Annotated in this window: 10 protein-coding genes; all 10 read left to right on the top strand. The window is 66.3% G+C overall.

The window, feature by feature from the left end; all coding sequences use genetic code 11:
• The first annotated feature begins 269 nt into the window (after positions 1-269).
• Positions 270-2,969 (top strand): cation-transporting P-type ATPase, encoded by a 2,700-nt coding sequence (locus M2D63_RS05520; protein WP_285861801.1) that lies wholly within the window; start codon positions 270-272, stop codon positions 2,967-2,969.
• 240 nt (positions 2,970-3,209) lie between these two features.
• Entirely contained in the window at positions 3,210-4,742 is a 1,533-nt protein-coding gene (bcsE, locus tag M2D63_RS05525; RefSeq protein ID WP_285861830.1) for a cellulose biosynthesis protein BcsE, read from the top strand.
• Complete coding sequence (locus M2D63_RS05530) at positions 4,739-4,927, top strand: cellulose biosynthesis protein BcsF (protein WP_285861802.1); 189 nt, start codon at positions 4,739-4,741, stop codon at positions 4,925-4,927. Before bcsE ends, M2D63_RS05530 begins: the two co-directional genes overlap by 4 nt.
• Positions 4,920-6,518, top strand: coding sequence for a cellulose biosynthesis protein BcsG (bcsG, locus tag M2D63_RS05535; protein ID WP_285861803.1), 1,599 nt, complete (start codon positions 4,920-4,922; stop codon positions 6,516-6,518). Before M2D63_RS05530 ends, bcsG begins: the two co-directional genes overlap by 8 nt.
• A gap of 18 nt (positions 6,519-6,536) precedes the next feature.
• Positions 6,537-6,749 carry a cellulose biosynthesis protein BcsR gene (bcsR, locus tag M2D63_RS05540; RefSeq protein ID WP_285861804.1) on the top strand — a complete coding sequence of 71 codons (213 nt, stop codon included), beginning with the start codon at positions 6,537-6,539 and terminating at the stop codon, positions 6,747-6,749.
• The gene (bcsQ, locus tag M2D63_RS05545) at positions 6,746-7,456 is read left to right on the top strand and encodes a cellulose biosynthesis protein BcsQ (protein ID WP_285861806.1); all 711 of its coding nucleotides are present in this window, start codon (positions 6,746-6,748) and stop codon (positions 7,454-7,456) included. The genes bcsR and bcsQ overlap by 4 nt, the downstream gene beginning before the upstream one ends.
• Positions 7,456-10,053, top strand: a complete 2,598-nt coding sequence (gene bcsA, locus M2D63_RS05550) for a UDP-forming cellulose synthase catalytic subunit (protein WP_285861807.1) — start codon at positions 7,456-7,458, stop codon at positions 10,051-10,053. Before bcsQ ends, bcsA begins: the two co-directional genes overlap by 1 nt.
• Complete coding sequence (bcsB, locus tag M2D63_RS05555) at positions 10,050-12,356, top strand: cellulose biosynthesis cyclic di-GMP-binding regulatory protein BcsB (RefSeq protein ID WP_405309156.1); 2,307 nt, start codon at positions 10,050-10,052, stop codon at positions 12,354-12,356. Before bcsA ends, bcsB begins: the two co-directional genes overlap by 4 nt.
• Positions 12,356-13,453 (top strand): cellulose synthase complex periplasmic endoglucanase BcsZ, encoded by a 1,098-nt coding sequence (bcsZ, locus tag M2D63_RS05560; RefSeq protein ID WP_405309158.1) that lies wholly within the window; start codon positions 12,356-12,358, stop codon positions 13,451-13,453. Before bcsB ends, bcsZ begins: the two co-directional genes overlap by 1 nt.
• The gene (gene bcsC, locus M2D63_RS05565; RefSeq protein ID WP_285861809.1) at positions 13,441-17,010 is read left to right on the top strand and encodes a cellulose synthase complex outer membrane protein BcsC; all 3,570 of its coding nucleotides are present in this window, start codon (positions 13,441-13,443) and stop codon (positions 17,008-17,010) included. Before bcsZ ends, bcsC begins: the two co-directional genes overlap by 13 nt.
• Positions 17,011-17,102: the final 92 nt, after the last annotated feature.

Below are 17,102 nucleotides of genomic sequence, written 5' to 3' on the forward strand. Positions count from 1 at the left end.
CCATTTAGCAAATCAAGGGGTTAGCGCCGTTCTACTGCCCTAATAGTAAGCGGCATTGATGCCCGGCAGATATTTTTTACACCCGCACTGCTGATCTGAGTCAAACACCGGCACCTACACGGAAGCAAAAATAGCCCATCATCGCTATTGGACCGGGTTGGCGCGCGAAGTTCGGCGCAAAAAAGCGGGTGTGTGCTGTTCAGCCCAGCGTAGATCGCTGCTTGCCGCCTCCACCTCAGGACGAATGCCGGGAGGACGATATGGGATCCATGCAACCGCAAACACGCAGCACAACACCCTGGTATCGAAAAAGCCCGCAACAAGCCATGACCGACCTGCAGACCAGCGAGGCCGGCCTTGCGCCCCAGGAGGCCAGGACGCGCCTGCTGCGCCGGGGGCCCAACGCCTTGCCCGCCAAGGCCGTGGAGCCGATCTGGTTGCGCTTCGCCCGCCACTTCAACGACGTGCTCATCTACATCCTGCTGGCCGCTGCCCTGGCCACGGCGATGATGGGCCACTGGACCGATACCCTGGTCATCCTCACGGTGGCGCTGATCAACGCGGCCATCGGTTTCTTCCAGGAGAACAAGGCCGAGAAGTCCCTGGCAGCGCTGCGCGGCATGCTCAGCAGCACGGCCCATGTGGTGCGTGACGGCCAGAAACTGGAAATCGATGCGCGGGAGCTGGTGCCGGGCGATATCGTGGTGTTGCGTCCCGGCGACAAGGTGCCGGCTGATGTGCGCCTGTTCCAGGTACATCAGCTGCAGGTGGAAGAGTCCATGCTCACTGGCGAGTCGCTGACCGTCGCCAAGCAGACCGAAGCCCTGGACCATGACGTGCAACTGGCCGACCGTACCAACCTGGCCTTCTCCGGCACCAGTGTCAGTGCCGGCAACGCCAAGGGCGTGGTGGTCGAGACCGGCGCCGCCACCGAGCTGGGCAAGATCAACCGCATGATCGCCACGGTGGACGAGACCGAGACGCCGCTGCTTCGGCAGATCGCCCAGCTGGGCACGCGTATTTTCCAGCTGATCATCGGCATGATGGTGCTGCTGTTCATCATTGGCTTCTTCTGGCACGACTACGCGCTGGGCGAGCTGTCGCTGTCGCTGATCAGCCTGGCCGTGGCGGCGGTGCCCGAGGGGCTGCCGGCGATCGTGTCGATCATTCTCTCCCTGGGTGTGCAGCGCATGGCGCGCAACCAGGCGATCATCCGCAAGCTGCCCACCGTGGAAACCCTGGGCGCCATGAATGTGATCTGCTCGGACAAGACCGGCACCCTGACCATGAACGAGATGACGGTGAAGCAGGTGCTGACCGCCAACCGGTTCTACGCTGTCGGCGGGCAGAGCTACGAGCCGCGCGGGCGTATCACCCTGGCCGGGGCGACCGAGGCGCTGGACTGGACGGCGCACGGTAGTCTGGCGGCCTTTATCCGTGCCGTGGACATCTGCAACGACAGCAGCCTGCAGCGCGACGAGCAGGGGCGCTGGAGCGTGATCGGCGGCCCTACCGAAGGTGCGCTCAAGGTGCTGGCGCGCAAGGCCGAGCTGGCGCCGGTGGACGTCCAGCGCCTGGGCAAGATTCCCTTCGACTCGGCCTACAAGTACATGGCCCGCCGTTGCGAGGTCGACGGAGAAAGCCTGATCTATCTCAAGGGCGCCCCGGACGTGTTGCTGGACCTGTGTGAGCAGCAGTTGGGGGCGGACGGTCCCGAGCCGCTGGATCGTGCCTGGTGGGAGCGCGAGATGGGTCATATCGCCGAGCAGGGCCTGCGCATGCTGGCGGCTGCCTACCGCCCGGCAACCGGCGCAGGCGAGCAGATCGATCATCCGGACGTGCGTCAGGGCATGATTTTCCTTGGCGTGGCCGGCTTGATGGATCCGCCGCGCCCCGAGGCCATCGAGGCGATCGCCCTCTGCAAGCAGGCGGGTATCGAGGTCAAGATGATCACCGGTGACCACCCGGACACCGCCGTCGCCATCGCCCGCATGCTGGGTATGGGCAACGACCTGCGGGCCATGACCGGGCAGGCGCTGGAGCAGGTCGACGACACCGCACTCAAGTCACTGGCCATGCGTTACTCGGTGTTTGCCCGCACCAGCCCCGAGCACAAGTTACGCCTGGTGCGTGCGCTGCAGGCCAATGGGCAGGTGGTGGGCATGACCGGCGACGGGGTCAACGATGCCCCGGCGCTGAAGCAGGCCGACGTCGGTATCGCCATGGGCATCAAGGGCACCGAGGTGACCAAGGAAGCCGCCGACATGGTGCTGACCGACGACAACTTCTCCACCATCGCCAATGCCGTGCGCGAGGGGCGCCGGGTCTACGACAACCTGAAGAAGACCGTGCTGTTCATCCTGCCGACCAACATGGCCCAGGGGTTGCTGATCGTCATGGCCCTGCTGGTCGGTGCCGTGGTGCCGCTGTCGCCGCTGCAGATCCTGTGGATGAACATGGCCACCTCCACCACCTTGTCCTTCGCCCTGGCGTTCGAACCGGGCGAATCGGGGATGATGCGCCGCTCGCCGAGGAAAGCGGGGGAGTCGATCCTCAATGGCTATGCGGTGTGGCGCGTCCTGTTCGTGGGGGCACTGTTGACGGCGGCGGCCTTTGCGCTGGAGGCCTGGATGGTCGCCGATGGCCAGGACACCGACCATATCCGCACCATGATCCTGCACACCCTGGTCACCGCGCAGTGGGCCTACCTGTTCAACTGCCGGCTGCAGGACCAGTTCTCGCTGAACATGGCGTTGTTACGTAACGGCGCGTTGCTGACGGTCACACTTGGCTTGATTTTGCTGCAATGCCTGATATCTTACGCGCCCTTCATGCAAACGGCGTTCCACACCGTGCCCTTGCCATTCAGCAGCTGGATGGTGGCTTTAGGCATTGGCGTACTGGTTTTCTTTGCGGTTGAACTCGAGAAACTGGTGGTGCGTCGTTGGAAAGCAAGCAAGCTTCGCTAGTCTCGGACTGCACACCCTGTGCGACAGGGTGTGCAGCCGTATCGGATTTTTTCCTTCTGCCAAGCAAACGTCCTACGACCTGAGTAAACGGGTCTAGAGTTCTTTGCTGAAGGCTCGTTCAAATCAATAGATCCCGACCCCCGGGACAGCCCCCTGCCGAGCGCTGCGCGCAATGCAATTGCCCGCACGCTGGACTGATGGACAGAATTACCCGTGCCCTCATGGAGGTGGCCATTGCATGTGTCGACGCCGGTATTGCCCGGCCTACCCGACAGACAAGTTGAAATGCGCATAGGCGGCCTGTACTGGTTGGCCTGTGAGTCGCCGGATACCGCGGACAGGTTGTGCACGCAACTGCTGGCGGGCTTGCCGGCGACGGCGCGAGCGTTGCTGGTCAATGCCACCGGTGCCTCGCGCGACCTGGTCAAGGGCATTGCCGATGATCACGGCCCGGGGCATCTGACCCTGTTCGACCTGCCTTCGATGTCTACCAATCGCTTGATCCAGGCCCTGCGCCATGACGTGCCGCGGGTGCGCGGCGGGGAAGGGGCGCTGTGGCTGGTGCGGGTGCCGCACAAGGGCTGGGACGAACTGGTGGCGGACTCCCTGGCGCTGTGGTGTGCCCGCGCCCAGGACTGGCTGCGTTCGGTGGGCAGTACCCTGCTGGTGGTGGGCGACTCACCGCCACCGGCGTTGCTCGATATCCTGATACGTCACAACGACAATATCTCCGGCCTGGCCCAGGTCTACATTGCCCAGGGCGCTCGGCATTTGCTGGTGCACTTCTGGAGCAATGAGGCGGGCGTGAACGGGCCGCATGACTTGCTGCTGCTCGACGAGGGCAGGGGCTTTCGGGTTTCGCCATTGCCTGATGATGAGCGTTCGGCGCCCGCCGCAAACGATCAACGTCAGGTGCTGGCGCAGGCGCAGGTGCTGGGCGGCGAAGCGCCCCCTACCGCCCAGTGGCAACTGTTCGATGATCCGGACGCACTGCTGGAGCGGGGAATGGACACCCAGGCGGCGACCCTGATCTTCGCCTTGAGCGGTACGGACGAGGTCAACGCACTCGCCACGCGCCTGTACCAGTTGCGCAGCCATTGCGGCCGCGCGCTCAAGCTGGTGGTGCGCGAAATGTTGCCGGGGCTGCGTCAGCATGAGGAACAACTGCTGCTGGCCAGCGGCGCCAACCTGATCGTCCCCCACGGTACGCCCTTCCTGCGTTTTCTGACCTTGATGCGCGGTATCCAGGGGCAACGCTGGCAACGTCCGCTGGCTGCCGAACCCTCGACCCTGCTGGCCCGCCTGCGTCCCCTCGAGGTGCGTGGCAGCCTGTCGCCACGGGCCTTCGCCGCGGCGGTGAAGAAGATGGTCGACAACACGGTCGGCACCGAGGTGCGCCACCAGTTGCTGCGCCTGCAACCGCTGTCGACCTTGAGCCCTGTTGCCGTGATGCAGCAGTTGCAGCTGCGTCGTTACGGTGATGTCGCCTGCCTGGCCGATGGTGTGCCGTACCTGTTCCTGTTCGCCTGCAGCCCCTCGCTGGTCGAGGCCGCGCTGCGCAATGTGTTGCGCCTGCCCTGGGAAGATGTGATCGCCGGATACGAAAGTGTATTGCCGTCGCGGGTCCTGCCCACGCTAGCGTTCCAGTCCGATGACGTTGCCCTGGTGGATACCCGGGTACTGGAGCCGGTGGACACGCCGCCGGACACCGAGGCCTTCCGGCCGCTGCAACCCAAACCTGTTTCCCTGCAATCGCTGGAGTCACACCCATGACCTATGACGAACTGCTGTGGGTCATCGGCCTGACCGCCTTGCTGACGGCACCGCTGGCCATTGTCCTGTTCCTGTGGGGGCGACGCCTGGCCACCTGGCTCGATCGTCGCCTGCCGCCGCGTCACCTCATCGCCCGGGGGGTACGGATCAATCGTGATGCCGAGAAGGAGGGCGTCCATGACTGATGCGGTGGCCACTGCGCCGGTAATACGCTGGCCGGAGCTCGGGCTGTGGAACCTGTATTTCCTGGCCAAGTTCGTCTTGTTGTGGATGGGCCTGCTGGACTTCAATGCCTTGCTCAACCTGCTGCTTGCCGCCGGCATCCTGCTGCCCCTGCCCGGGGTATGGCTGCCACGCATACGCCAGGCCGTGACGGTGATGCTGGGTGCCGCGCTGCTCTACAAGGACACCTGGTATCCGCCGATCCGCCGGTTGTTCGAGCAGTCCGAGGTGCTGGCGTTCTCCGTCGACTACGTCATCGACCTGCTCGGGCGTTTCGTCAACTGGGATGTGCTGGGTGTGCTGTTTGCCGTGGGCCTCTTGTACTTGTTCATTGCCCCCTGGGTGCGCCTGACCCTGGTCAGCGTTGCCTTGCTGCTGTGGGTGTACCTGGCCGGGGCCTTGCCGGCGATCAGCGCGCCGGTGCAGTCGGTTGCCGGTGAAGCCGGTACAACCCAGGGCGCCAGCAGCCCGGTGGCCGAAAGCAAGGCGATCGACGCCTGGCTGGAGCAGTTCTACCGTGAGCAGGCCGGCAAGAGCACCCGTTTCCCTGAACGTAACACCACGGCCGAGCCCTTCGACCTGTTGGTGCTCAACGTCTGCTCGCTGGCCTGGGACGACCTGGAAGACGCCGGGATGCGTGACAACGCCCTGTTCCGGCGCATGAACGTGGTGTTCGATCGCTTCAACTCGGCCACCTCCTACAGCGGCCCGGCGGCCATCCGCATGCTGCGCGCCAGTTGTGGCCAGCCCCATCACGTTCAGCTGTACGAGCCGGCGAACGCGCAGTGCATGCTGTTCGACAACCTCGCCAAGCTGGGCTACAGCCCGGAGCTGATGCTCAACCACAACGGCCCCATCACCCGCAAGTACATGACCTTCCTGGCCGGCCAGCACCTGCCTGCGCCACTGATGAGCAGCGATGACTTCCCCACCGCGCTGAAGTCGTACGACGGCGCCAACATCGCCCGCGACCACGATGTGCTGAACGCCTGGTGGAGTCGCCGGCTCAAGGAGCAGAAACCGGCGGTATCGCTGTTCTACAACACCATCACCCTGCATGACGGCAACCGCATCACCAATGCCGATGGCAGCACCCGGCGTGCCTCCTTCCAGGAGCGGGCGAAGACCTTCCTCGGCGACATCGACCAGTTCATCGACATGGTCCAGCAAAGCGGCCGGCGCGTAGTGCTGGTGCTGGTGCCCGAGCATGGCGCGGCGGTGCACGGCGACCGCATGCAGATTTCCGGCATGCGCGAGATCCCGTCGCGTTCCATCACCCATGTGCCGGCGGCGATCAAGCTGATCAACATGGGCGAGAACGACCAGCAAGGGCCACAGCACGTTGCTGCACCTTCCAGCTACCTGGCGGTCTCCGAGCTGATTGCCCGGTTGTATGCCCAGCAGGGCGGTCCGCTGGACCTGGCGGCCCTGACCCATGACCTGCCGACTACGGCAGCCGTGTCGGAGAACTCCGATTCGGCGGTAGTCGAGTACCAGGGCAGACCCTATGTGCGGATCAAGGGGCAGACGCAATGGATGCTGTATCCCGAGTGACAGTGATGAGGAGGCGATATGGCTCAGGACGACCGTAAACAACGCAACGATGACATTGCCCGGCTCAAGCAGCGCCTGGGCGAAGAGGCCATGCCGTACCAGGACATCAGCCGCGAGGGCGAGCTGCTGGCCGCGTGCCGGCGCTGGCCGCTGCTGGCCGAAAGCGAGGGCTGGTCCGGCGACGGTGCCCCGGTCCGGGCACAGGCCAACCACAAGGCGCCCCAGGCATGACGGTAGTGGCACTGAGCGGCCTGCGCGGTGGTGTGGGCACCACGTCGATGGTCGCGGCACTGGGCTTTGCCCTGCACGGGCTGCAGCAACGCGTCCTGATGATCGACCTGCACCCGCGCAACCTGCTGCGCCTGCACTGCAACCTGGCCCTGGACGCGACCCGGGGCTGGGCCACTGCCGAGCAGGACGCCGAGGGGCGCTGGAGCGAGGCCTTGTTTGAGGTGGTGGAGGGCTTGTACCTGCTACCGTTCGGGCGGCTGGAGGTGGGTGCACTGAACGAGCAGGCGCAAGAATGGACGCAACGCCTGCAACAGTTGCAGGCGCACTTCGACTGGATATTGCTGGACATGCCGGCCATCTTGCCGGGCGGGCAACCGGGCGGGCCAGCGTTGCCTGAGCCGGTGACGCGCATCCGGGTGCTGGAGGCCGACGCCGCCTGTCATGCATTACTGAGCACCGAAGGGGCGGGCGACGACTTCCTGCTGGTCAACCGCTTCGACCCGATCAGCCAGCTGCAACGCGACCTGCTGCTGCTCTGGGGCGAGCGCCAAGGGAAACTGATTCCCCAGGTGATCCACCGCGACGAGGCCATGGCCTGCGCCCTGGCCTGGAAGAGCCCGGTGGGCTACTACGCCCCCGACTCGCTCGCCAGCCATGACGTACGCAGCCTGGCCACCTGGCTGCTGGCACAGGGGGCGCAGGGCTGATGAACCACTATCGCGCCTATCGCCAGCGCGGCGCCCGGCCGTTCACAGCAGTGGTGCTGAGCCTCGGCGCTGCCTTGGCCTGGGTGTTCCTGCGCCTGGACTCGCCGCAGTGGCAACGCCTGCTGCGCAACTGGCGCCAGTACTACCCGCAACTGGCCAACAAGCGGCCGAGCCTGGGCGATCCGTTGCGTGGCCTGGTGCAGACGCTCTGGCTGTTGCTGCTCAAGCCTGCGCGCCCGGCCCGGGGTGCCGATCTCAAACGTGGACGCGGGGTTACCTGGCTACGGCGCCTGGGGCGCGCAACTTACGCCCTGGTGCAAGGGGTACGCCAGCCGCTGATTCGCCTGATGCGCGGATTGCCCCGGCGAATCGGTCACAGCGACGCCCTGGCGCAGACCCAGCAACGGATCAAGGCCAGCGGCACACGTGGCGAACGGCTGTTCTACTGGGTCCTGGCGGTGGTGGGGCTGCTGATCGCGCTGGCCTGCATCACCTCGCCATTCAACCTCTACGCGCAACTGGTGTTCGTGTTGACCCTGGGCGCCATGGCGATGCTGATGCGCTACATGCCCGGGCGCTTCCCGACGCTGATGATGATCATCCTGTCGATCACCATCTCCTGCCGCTACCTGTGGTGGCGCTACACCTCGACGCTGCACTGGGCCAATGACCTGGACCTGGTGCTGGGCATGATCCTGCTGCTGGCCGAGACCTATTCCTGGCTGGTGCTGATCCTGAGCTTCGTGCAGAGCGTCTGGCCCCTGCGCCGGCCGGTGCTGGCGCTGCCCGAGGACCGGCGCCTGTGGCCGACGGTCGACCTGGTGATCCCGACCTACAACGAAGACCTGTCGGTGGTACGCACCACGGTCATGGCCGCCCTGGGCCTGGACTGGCCGCAGGACAAGCTCAAGGTGTACATCCTCGATGACGGCGCCCGCCCGGCGTTCCGTGCCTTCGCCAGGGAGGTCGGGGTCGGTTATATCGACCGCCACGACAACCGCGGCGCCAAGGCCGGCAACCTCAACCACGCGCTGCAGCGTCTGACCGGCGAGCTGGTTGCGGTGTTCGACTGCGACCATATCCCGGTGCGGGCTTTCTTGCAGCTGACTGTCGGCTGGTTCCTCCAGGACCCGAAAATGGCCCTGGTGCAGACCCCACACCACTTCTTCTCGGCCGACCCGTTCGAACACAACCTGGGTTCGTTCCGCCGCAAGCCCAACGAAGGCGAGTTGTTCTACGGCCTGATCCAGGACGGCAACGACCTGTGGAACGCCACCTTCTTCTGCGGCTCGTGCGCGGTCCTGCGCCGTGCGGCCCTGGATGACATCAACGGCTTCGCCACCCAGACCGTCACCGAGGATGCCCACACCGCCTTGCGCCTGCACCGCGCCGGCTGGAACTCGGCGTACATGCGCATTCCCCTAGCGGCGGGCCTGGCCACCGACAGCCTGGCCGCCCACGTGCGCCAGCGCATCCGCTGGGCGCGGGGCATGGTGCAGATCTTTCGTCTGGACAACCCGTTGCTGGGCAAGGGCCTGAGCCTGTTCCAGCGGCTGTGCTACGCCAACGCCATGCTGCACTTCCTCTCCGGCCTGCCGCGACTGATCTTCCTCACCGCGCCACTGGCCTTCCTGTTCCTGCATGCCTATGTGATCTATGCGCCGGCAGTGCTGCTGTTGCTCTATGTGCTGCCGCACATGCTGCATGCCAGCCTGGTCAACTCGCGGGTCCAGGGGCCGTATCGGCAGACGTTCTGGGGCGAGGTCTACGAGTCGGTGCTGGCCTGGTACATCATGCGCCCGACCCTGGTGGCGCTGTTCTCGCCCAAGCGCGGCGCCTTCGATGTGACGGTCAAGGGCGGCATGACCGACAGCGACCGGCTCGACTGGCGCATCGCCCGACCTTACCTGGTGCTTGCCGCGCTCAACGTGGTGGGGCTGGCCTTCGCGGTGTGGCGCTTCAGCTACGGGCCAAGCAATGAATACGGCACGGTGATCGTCAGCTCACTGTGGGTGATCTATAACCTGCTGTTGATCGGCGCGGCCCTGGCGGTGGCGGCCGAGGTGCGCCAGGTGCGGCGCTTCCATCGCGTGCCGGTGAAGTTGCCGGCGGCCTTGCGCCTGGCGGACGGGCACCTGTACCCGGGGCTGCTCTATGACTACTCCGACGGCGGTGCCGGGATCGAGCTGCAAACCGCCCGCGCGCTCGAACCGGGCAGCCAGGTGCTATTGCTGCTGGAGCGGGCAGGGCGCGAGTTCGTCTTTCCCGGCCGGGTCATGCGCACGGTCGACCGCCAGGTGGGCATCAGCCTGGCGGACCTGACCCTGCAACAACGCATCGATTACGTGCAGTGCACCTTCGCCCGGGCCGACAACTGGCTGGGCTGGACCGACAGCCACGTGCCTGACAAACCCCTGCGCAGTTTCTTCGATGTGCTGGCGCTGGGCGCCACGGGCTACTACCGGGTCATCGAGTATGCCCCGGCCTGGGTGCGCCTGCCGGCACAGCCGCTCATTGTCGCAACGCGGTGGTTGCTCAGCTTCTTCCCGCGGATGCCGCGTCCCATTCCCCCTGACTCAATGAAGAGCACGACATGAAGCGTTCGTTCCTGTCTTCCTGGACCCTGACCCTGCTGATGGCCGCCATGGGCCTGCCGTTCTCGCTGGCTGCCCAGGAGCAGCCGGTGCCCCCTGACGCCGCGCCACAGGTGCCCCACTGGTTGCGTGCGCACACCTTCGAAAGCCTGGGCCGTGGCAGCGACAGCCTGCTGATGGGCGTGCGCAACAGCGATCAGATCGAATTCAGCCTGCGCCGCGACCGCCTGGCCAGCAACGTCGAGCTGGAGCTGAACTTCACCCCCTCGCCGGCCCTGGTGCCGCGCCTGTCGCACCTGCGGGTGTACCTGAACGACGAGTTGATGGGCGTGGTGCCGATCAGCGCCGACGATATCGGCCAGCCGCGCCAGCAGCGCATGGCCCTCGACCCGAAGCTGGTGCAGGACTTCAACCGCGTGCGTGTGGAGTTCGTCGGTCACTACACCGATATCTGCGAGGACCCTGCGCACAGTTCGCTGTGGCTGAACGTCAGCCGTAAAAGCGTGATCCGCGTCGATGAGCAGGCGCTGGTCACCGACAACGACCTGGCGTATTTCCCGCTGCCGTATTTCGATGCGCGCGACACCGACCAACTGAGCATCCCCATGGTCTTCGCCGGCAGCCCGGGGCTCGGCGCGCAGAAGGCCGCGGCCATCCTCGCCTCCTATTTCGGCAGCAAGGCGAAATGGCGTCTGGCGACTTTCCCGGTGCTGTACAACCAGTTGCCGGCGCAGACCAGCCTGCAACCGCTGCCGAGCATTGTCTTTGCCACCAACGACCGCCGTCCGGCCTTTATGGCCGACCCCGAGCGTTTTCCACCGGTAGATGGGCCAGTGATCCAGCAGATCACCCACCCGGACAACCGCTACAGCAAAGTGCTGCTGGTGCTGGGGCGCAACGAGGATGACCTGGTCAAGGCGGCCTCGGCCCTGGCCGTGGGCACCGACCTGTTCCGTGGCTCGCGAGTGGCGGTGCAAGAGGTGCAGGAACTCAAGCCGCGGGTACCTTACGATGCGCCGAACTGGGTGCGCACCGACCGTCCGGTGCGCTTCGCCGAGCTGCTCGACTACCCGGGGCAGTTGCAGGTCAACGGCCTGCGCCCGCAACCGATCGAGCTGTCGCTGAACCTGCCGCCTGACCTGTTCGTCTGGCGCAACCAGGGCGTGGCCCTGCAAACCCTGTATCGCTATACGCCGCCGGTGGTGACCGATGAATCGCGCCTGACCATTCGCCTCAACGACCACTTCGTCGGCAGCATTCCCCTGCCAGGCTCCGACGGCATGGGCGCGGCCCTGCAGGAACTGCGCACCCGGGTGTTCTCGGCCGATACTTCGACGCTGTCCGACAAGACCCTGGTGCCGGCGCTGAAGGTCGATGACCGCAACAAGCTGCGCTACGACTTCAGCTTCGCCAGCAAGGTCGGCAATGCCCAGAACGGCCAGTGCCAGACCTACCTGCCGGCGGACGTGCAGGCGGCCATCGACGAGAACTCGACCATCGACCTGTCGGGCTTCTACCACTACATCGCCATGCCCGACCTGCGTGCATTCGCCCGTAGCGCGTTCCCGTTCAGCCGCATGGCCGACTTGTCGCAGACTCTGCTGCTGATGCCGGCCAAGCCTGATGAACTGCAACTGGGCACCATGCTCGACCTGGTCGGCGGCATGGCCTCGCGCATCGGCTATCCGGCCCTGGGCCTGCAACTGTCCGATGACTGGGCGGCAGCGGCCAAGGTAGACGCCGACCTGCTGGTGCTGGGACCGCTGCCCGATGACCTGCGCGGCGCCGAGGGGCGCGCCCTGAACCTGTTGCTCGACCGTTCCCGCGACTGGCTGCGCCAGGCGCGCTCGCCCTGGCCGCTTGAAGTGAACAGTGCCCAGCGCCTGCGCGAAGGTGCGGGCAACGCCGCGGCCAGCCAGGTCGACGTGGTGGCGCGGGCGCCGATCGCGGCGATCACCGGCATGCAGTCGCCGTACCATGCACAGCGCAGCATCGTCGCCCTGCTGGCCAGCGACAGTGGCGACTACACGCTGCTGCGCCAGGCCCTGACCGACCCCGGCAAGCTCAACGACCATATTCGCGGCTCGATCAGCCTGATCCGCAGTAGCGGCGTCAGCAGCCATTACGTGGGCGACACCTACTTCGTCGGTCGCCTGCCTTGGTGGATGCTGCTCTGGGTGCAGCTCTCCTATCATCCGGTGCTGCTGGCCCTGGGCGCGGTACTGAGCATCGTGCTGCTGGGCATAGTGGCCTGGCGCCTGCTGGCCTGGGTGGCGCGTCGGCGCCTGGCCGAGGGCAAGGAATGATGGGCGCCAGATGGCTGCTGGGCGGCGCGCTGTGGCTGTGTGCGTCCGTGGCAGCCGCCAGTTGCTGGCCGGCGTGGGAGCAGTTCAGGACCGAGCTGGTCACAGCCGACGGCCGGGTGATCGACCCGGCCCAAGGCCGCATCAGCACCTCCGAAGGGCAGACCTATGGCTTGTTCTTCGCCCTGGTGGCCAATGATCACGAGCGCTTTCGCCAGTTGCTCAGCTGGACCGAGAACAACCTGGCTGGCGGCAATTTGAGCAAGCAGTTGCCGGCCTGGAAGTGGGGCCAGGACGAGAAGGGCAAATGGCGCGTACTGGACAGCAACAATGCCAGCGATGCCGACCTGTGGCTGGCCTACAGCCTGCTTGAGGCGGGGCGTCTGTGGGCGGTGGCCGAGTACCGCGAACTGGCCATCGAAGTGCTCTGGCGGGTGGCCGCGCAGACCCTGCGCCCGCTGCCGGGCGTGGGGGTGATGCTGCTGCCGGGCGACCGCGGCTTTGTCACGGCCAAGGGCACTCGCCTGAACACCAGCTATCTGCCGCCCCAGGTGCTGGAGCGCTTTGCCGAACTGGCGCCGCTCTGGCAAGAGCTGGCCGACAACAGCCGCACGCTGTTGCTCAACAGTGCGCCCAAGGGCCTGGCGCCCGACTGGTTGGCGGTGCGCGAGGACGGCCGCTTGATCAGCGACCCGGTCAACGGCGCCAAGGGCAGCTACGACGCCATCCGCGTCTACCTGTGGCTGGGCATGCTCGACCCCGCGGCCAGCGGGCGCAAGGCGCTGCTGGAGCGCTACCGGCCGATGGTCGAGCTGACCCTCAGGCAGGGCGTGCCACCGGAAACGGTGAATGTCGACAGCGGTGAAGGCAGTGGCCAGGGTCCCGTGGGCTTTTCTGCGGCCCTGTTGCCGATGCTGGCGGCACTGAACCAGAAGGACGGCCTGCAGCAGCAGCGCCAGCGCTTGGCGGCAGCGCCCGCCAGTGGCTACTACAACCGGGTCCTGAGCCTGTTCGGCCAGGGATGGGATGAGCGTCGTTACCGATTCGACGCCAAGGGAAGACTGATACCCGGCTGGGAAGATGCGCAATGCGAAGATTGACCACCTTGCTGTGCCTCGGCGCAGTGCCCCTGACCCTGCTGGCCCAGCCGGCCGATCGCGGCGAGCAGCGCGAATGGCTGATGCAGCAGATTCGCCTGGGTGAGGCGACCCACCGTGAGAGCCTGGTCGAGGACTCCCTGGCGCGCCTGCGCCTGCTGGAGCCGGACAACCTGGACGCCCTCAGTGCCTCCATCCGCCAGGCGGTGCGCACCGGCGAACTTGACCGTGCCCGGCAGTTGTATGGCGATCTGCATCGCCTGGCCCCGGACGGTCCCCAGGATCGGCAGATGGCTCGCCTGCTGGAAATGAGTAGCGGGGAAGGCGCGCAAACCCTGCAGCAGATCCGCCTGCTGGCCACTGCCGGTCGATTCGACGAGGCGCTGTCGCGTTATGAGGCCGCGTTTGGCAAGGGCGAGCCGCCGAGCCTGGAGCTGGCCCTGGAGTACTGGCACATCCGCAGTCGCTTGCCCGATCAATTGCCGACCACCATCGACCACCTCTACGCCCTGGACAAGCAGTACCCGGGCAGCCCCGAGTTGCAGCAATTCCTTGCCGAGCAGTTGTTCCGTGCCAAGCGCAATGACGAGGCACTGCTGGTGGTGCAGCGCATGGCCGGCGAAACCCAGTCGCGCAAACAGGCTGCCAGCCTTGAGTTCGCTTACCTGAGCAAGCAGCCGACCAGCGATGCCAGCGTGCGGGCCTGGCAGGCGTTCTTGCAGCGCTACCCGGGTGACAGCCACCAGGAGCAGGTCCAGACGTTGCTTGCCGGGCAACAAAAGCTCACCGGCGATCCGGCCTGGCGCGCCGGCCAGCTGGGCATCCGCATGCTGGTGGAGCGACGCACACCGGCCGTGGCCGAGCGCAACCTGCGCAAGGCGCTGGCGGCCTATCCCAAGGACGCCACCCTCAAGGGTTACCTGGGCCTGGCCCTGGCGCGCCAGGGGCGGCGTCAGGAAGCGGTGGACTGGCTCAAGCAGGCCGTGGCCGAGGAGCAGGACACCTACATCCTCAGCAAATGGCATGAACTACTGGCGTCCACCGAGTACTGGCTGGTGATGCAGCGCGGCCGCCAGGCCTTGAACGCCGGCAACTACAACGCCGCCCAGCAAGCCTATGAAGAAGCGGCCCGGCGCGACCCCAAGGAGCCCCTGGCGCTGCTCGGGCTGGGCAATGTGGCGATGGCCCGCAAGCAACTGCCGCGAGCCGAGCAGTACTACCTGCAGGCCGCGCAGCTGCAACCGGGTAACGAGAACACCGTGCGGGCCCTGTCGCGCCTGTACCAGGCGCAGTCCCCGGCGCGCCATTCACGCTACGTCGCCAGCCTGCCGGCCAAACAGCGGCAGTGGGCGGCGCTGCCCGCCAGTGGCAGTGGCAGTGGGCAGGCGGGCACCGGCTCGCAAGTGGAGCTGCTGCGCGGGCAGGCCCGGCAGTCGCTGGAGCGCGAAGACTGGGCGGGCGCCGAGCGTCAGTTGAGCCAGGCCCGTCAGTTGGCGCCCAACGACCCCTGGCTGGCCAGCGACCTGGCCCGGGCCTTGCGCATGCAGGGCAAGGACGCCCAGGCCGACGCCGTGTTCGCCGACCTGCTGGCGCGCCTGGGCCGGGAGCCGACCGCGCGATTCGCCCACGGCCTGTACCTGGAGGCAAGCGGACGCAACCAGGCCGGACTCGACACCCTCGAACAGGTGCCGGCCGGTCAATGGAACGATGGCATGCAGGCCCTGCACAAGCGCCTGCAGCGTCAGGTGGTGGTGGAGCGCGCCCGCGCCCTGGACGACCGCGGCGACACCGCCGGGGCCATGGCCGTGTTGCAAGGGCAGCTGGGAGCCGACCAGCCGCTGGCGCAACAGCTTGGCGACCTGCAGCAACTGGCCGGCTGGGCACGCAAGACCGGTGACCTTGACGCTGCCGACGGCTATTACTCACGCATCCTCGCCTTGCAGCCGGGTGACGCGCTGGCGCGCCTGGGGCAGATCGAGGTGATGATCGAGCGGGGCGACACTACGGCTGCGCGCCAGGCGCTGCAGCAACATGAACCCCTGGTACCTGAAGACCAACTCGACGGCCGCCGGCGCCTGGGCAATGCCTGGGCCGCCGTCGGCGAGCGTGACAGGGCGCGGCGGCTGCTGGCCGATGTGGCCCGGCGCAAGACCGCCCCGGATGCCTTGTTGTACCGCGACCTGGCACGCATGGTGCCGCGCCAGCAGGCCGACCATGCGCTGGACTACTACGCGCTGGCGATGCGCGATGCCGGCTTGCTCGCTGCCGAACAGGCCAGCCCCCGCGACGACATCGCCCTGACCCGTGCCAGCCGCGCCAGTGACGAGGATGACTGGCTGCGCCAGAGCCTGCGCCGTGACGTCGACCAGCTCTACCAGTGGCAGAGCCCCACGGTCACGGTCCAGCAGGACTACGGCTGGCGCGACAACGACGGCGCCGAAGGCATTTCCGACCTCACCACCTCGACCACCATGGTCTATGCACAGTTGCCGGTGGGCGAGGGCCTGGGTTTTGCCCGGGTCGAGCAAGTGTCGTTGCGCGCGGCCAGCTTCGATACCGACGCCGATGGCCTGCACCGCGAAGCCTTCGGCAGTTGCTCGTTCCGTGGCCGCAACGCCGCCGGTGCCATTCCCAGCGGCTGCCCCGGCGGCAAGGAAACCGCCGATGGCATCACCCTGGCCGCCGGTTGGCAGGGCGATGGGGTGAGCGCCGACATCGGCACCTCGCCCATGGGCTTCGAGGTGCAGAACCTGCTGGGCGGCGTCACCTTCAATGGCAAGAGCCACGGCATCGGCTGGACCCTGACCGGTTCGCGCCGGCCGATGAACAACTCGTTGCTGTCCTACGCCGGCGCCAAGGACCCGCGCACCGGTATCAGCTGGGGCGGGGTGACGGCCACCGGCGTGACCCTTGGCCTGAGCCATGACCGCGGGCTGGACGATGGTGTCTGGGCCAGCCTGGGCTACCACTGGCTGCAAGGCAAGAACGTCGAGGACAACACGCGCTGGCGGGCCATGGGCGGCTATTACTACCGGCTGATCAACCGGGCGGATGAAGAGCTGCGCATCGGCGCCACGGCCATGACCTGGCATTACGAGCGCAACCTGGGCGGCTACACCCTGGGCCAGGGCGGCTATTACAGCCCGCAGCGTTACCTGTCGTTCGGCGTGCCGGTCAACTATGCCTGGCGCAACGCCGACTGGTCGGTGTACCTGGAGGGCTCGGTGGGTTATTCCTGGGCGCACAGCGATGCCGAACGCGCCTTCCCGGTGTCATCGGTCAACGACGACATACTCGATCAGTACGGGCCGTTGCTGAGCAGCAACATCGACGAACTGCGTGGCAGCGACGACAACAAGGGCCTGGGCTACCTGGCCCAGGCCCTGGTCGAGCGGCGCCTGGACGATCACTGGGTGCTGGGCGGCGGCTTCACCCTGCAACGCAGCGAAGACTACTCGCCCAATCGCGCTTTGCTGTACCTGCGCTACAGCTTCGATCCGTGGCAGGGCAATCTGCCGCTGCCGGTCAACCCGTTGAAGCCGTATGCGGAGGCGCGTTGAGGTCGGTGCTGAGCAGTAGGGTCATTAACTTGTAAGTTTCGGTCATTGAGCGTTCGGGGTGGGCTCTTTAATGTCGGTCACAGATAACCGAC

The sequence above is a fragment of the Pseudomonas sp. BJa5 genome (assembly GCF_030272875.2).
Lineage (GTDB): Bacteria > Pseudomonadota > Gammaproteobacteria > Pseudomonadales > Pseudomonadaceae > Aquipseudomonas.